General features: G+C 65.1%; 1 pseudogene. It reads right to left on the reverse strand.

From position 1 onward, the window contains the following. Window positions 1–344, reverse strand: a pseudogene (locus tag QWI17_RS01280) (hypothetical protein); the annotation flags it as partial.

Consider the following 344-nt stretch of genomic DNA (forward strand, 5'->3'; position numbering starts at 1 on the left):
GATTTCGCCGTGGCGGTCGATACGCATCCAGGTGCCGGGTTCCAGCTTTTGCACGTTCGCCAGCAAGGTGCGCGGTGCCGGCACTACGGCATGGAAGTTGAGGTAGTGGTTGAGCGCCACCGGGTCGAGCATCGGGTCGATGTCGCCGCCCTTGAGCAACGCTGGCAGGGTCGAGGCAAAACGCAGCCGCTCGCCGTTGCGTGACAGGTACAGCGGCTTGACGCCCAGGCGGTCGCGGGCCAGGAACAGGCGTTGGTTATCGCGTTCCCAGATGGCCAGGGCGAACATGCCGTTGAGTTTCGGCAGTAGCGCCGCACCCCAGGCGTGGTAGCCCTTGAGCAGCA

The organism is Gilvimarinus gilvus, from assembly GCF_030518155.1.
GTDB classification, from domain to species: Bacteria; Pseudomonadota; Gammaproteobacteria; order Pseudomonadales; family Cellvibrionaceae; genus Gilvimarinus; species Gilvimarinus gilvus.